Origin of the sequence: Streptomyces ossamyceticus (assembly GCF_001418475.1) — a bacterium.
GTDB classification, from domain to species: domain Bacteria; phylum Actinomycetota; class Actinomycetes; order Streptomycetales; family Streptomycetaceae; genus Streptomyces; species Streptomyces ossamyceticus.
In genome coordinates this window covers 1-2,608 of the sequence record NZ_LIQX01000980.1, presented here as the reverse complement: position 1 = coordinate 2,608, position 2,608 = coordinate 1, and the positions used below count along the sequence as shown (strand labels likewise).

Below are 2,608 nucleotides of genomic sequence, written 5' to 3'. Positions count from 1 at the left end.
GGCCCTCGTCGACCGCTTCGGCACCCTCCTCAAGCACGTGGCCAACGGCGACGGCTTCGTCACCCGCCTCCAGATGCTCGCGCGCACCCTGCCCGCGGACCCGGACGCCCACGCCAAGGACGTCGCCCAGCGCGGCGACGAGCGTTCCCCGGGCTGGCTGCGACAGTCGTACGACCAGCTCCAGTCCATGGTGTCCACGAGCAGCGAGCAGCACCGCGCGTACCTGGTCGCCTGCATGCACTACACCCGCGAACTGGCCGCCGAGGCGCACGCCATGGCCCGCGCCGCCCGCCCCCAGGGCCGGAAGCTCGACAAGGACGCCGGCCTCGCCGTCGTCATGGCCCGTGAGCTGACGGACATCTGCTCGCGCCTCCAGGAGGCCGACATCCGCGTCCGGCAGCCGCTCGGCCAGGGCCGCCTCGCCTCCCTGATCCACTCCATGTACGACCCGGACCACCCGATCGACCACATCCAGGCCATGACCAAGCGCAATGCCTGGCCGGCCGAACTGGACGCGACGGAACCGGACTTCCTCCAGGCCAAGACCCGCGAGTCGTCCACCCGCGCCCCCTGGTGCCACGCCACCGCCTGGGTGAAGGAGTGGCCGATGACCCCGGTCGGCGTGAACTTCCTCGCGCCGCTCCTCGTCCACACCCCCGACGTGATCCGCACGGTCGCCGTCACCATGGACCTGGAGCCGACCGAGGTCGCCATCGAGCGCATGCTCACCGAGAAGACCAACGACGAGGCGGAGGCGTCCCGCGCCGCCAAGATGAACCGCACGGTCGACCCCCGCGACGTGGCCTCCCACTCCCGCCTCGACCAGCGCGGCGAGGACCTGGCCAGCGGCGCCGCCGGCGTCAACCTCGTCGGCTACATCACCGTCTCGTCCCGCTCCCCCGAAGCCCTCGCCCGCGACAAGCGGACCATAAGGGCCTCCGCCGGAAAGTCGTACCTGAAGCTGGAGTGGTGCGACCGTGAGCACCACCGGTCCTTCGTCAACACCCTCCCGTTCGCCACCGGAATCCGAAGGTAGGGCCACCGCGATGCGGGATCATTCGGACCAGCAGGGGTCACCACCCGGGCGAGGACCGGAACTGGAGGTACGTCACTGATGCGGGACCCGCTGTCCGTCCTCACCGACGCCTTCACGTCCTTCCTCTTCGGCAAGGTCGAGACGACCCGCCTCCCCGTGCGCACGTCCACCGGCCAGGCCCAGGCGGTCTACCTCCCGACCGCCGCTCCCGGCCTCGGCGACTCGGGCGTGATCATCGGCCGTGAGGTCTACTCCGGCAAGGGCTACATCTACGACCCCTTCCAGCTCTACGGCCAGCAGCTGCCCGCCCCGCACTGGCTCGTCCTCGGCGAGTCCGGCAACGGCAAGTCGGCACTGGAGAAGACGTACGTCCTGCGCCAGCTGCGCTTCCGCGACCGCCAGGTCGTCGTCCTCGACGCCCAGGGCGAGGACGGCGTCGGCGAGTGGAACCTCATCGCGCAGGAGCTGGGGATAACTCCCATCCGCCTGGACCCGACGGCCGCCCTCGACCACGGGATCCGCCTCAACCCCCTCGACCCGTCGATCACGACCACGGGCCAGCTCGCGCTGCTCCGGACGATCATCGAGGTGGCCATGGGCCACGGCTTGGACGAGCGTTCCGGCTTCGCCCTGAAGGTCGCGCACGCCTACGTCAACGAGACCATCGTCGAACGCCAGCCGGTCCTCACCGACATCGTCGAGCAGCTCCGCCACCCCGAGCCGGAGTCCGCGGAGGCGATGAACGTCGCCATAGACGACGTACGGGCGTGGGGCCTGGACGTGGCCCTGGTCCTGGACCGCCTCGTCGACGGTGACCTGCGGGGCATGTTCGACGGCCCGACGACGGTGGGCATCGATCTCGACGCCCCGCTCATCGTCTTCGACCTGTCGCACATCGACCGCAACTCCATCGCCATGCCCATCCTCATGGCGATCGTCGGTGTCTGGCTGGAGCACACCTGGATCCGCCCCGACCGGAAGAAGCGCATCTTCCTGGTCGAGGAGGCCTGGCACATCATCAACAGCCCTTTCGTGGCCCAGCTGTTCCAGCGTCTGCTGAAGTTCGGCCGACGGCTCGGTCTGTCGTTCGTCGCGGTCGTCCACCATCTCTCCGACGTCATCGACGGAGCGGCGGCGAAGGAGGCGGCCGCCATCCTCAAGATGGCGTCGACGAGGACGATCTACGCCCAGAAGGCGGACGAGGCCCGTGCCACGGGCCGCGTCCTGGGCCTCCCCCGCTGGGCGGTGGAGATCATCCCGACCCTCACCCCGGGCATCGCGGTCTGGGACGTCAACGGCAACGTCCAGGTCGTCAAACACCTGATCACCGAGACGGAACGCCCCCTCGTCTTCACCGACCGCGCCATGACCGAGTCCTCCGACGACCACCTCCTGGACGACGACGCCCTACGCGCCGCCGAACTGGAGGCCGAGGAACGGGCCGCCGCGTTCGTGGAGCATCTGAGCGACGTCGACGGCTACGGCTCCTCCGAGTCCACGGTGGCCTGAGCGAGCGAGGGACGAGCCGGTACGGGCGGACGGACGGGCGAGCCGTACCGGCTCGTCCCTCGC

General features: G+C 69.8%; 2 protein-coding genes. Both read left to right on the top strand.

The window, feature by feature from the left end; genetic code table 11:
- Positions 1-1,036: SCO6880 family protein (locus AOK15_RS41200; protein ID WP_055524391.1), on the top strand; the 1,036-nt coding region annotated here is incomplete at its 5' end.
- 78 nt (positions 1,037-1,114) lie between these two features.
- Positions 1,115-2,545: an ATP-binding protein gene (locus AOK15_RS41195; RefSeq protein WP_055524389.1), complete on the top strand. Its 1,431-nt coding sequence runs from the start codon at positions 1,115-1,117 to the stop codon at positions 2,543-2,545.
- Positions 2,546-2,608 lie beyond the last annotated feature (63 nt).

What these genes read in the sequence shown, in the direction of transcription:
- AOK15_RS41195 (WP_055524389.1), top strand. Translation starts at nt 1,115, where the DNA reads ATGCGGGACCCGCTGTCCGTCCTCACCGACGCCTTCACGTCCTTCCTC.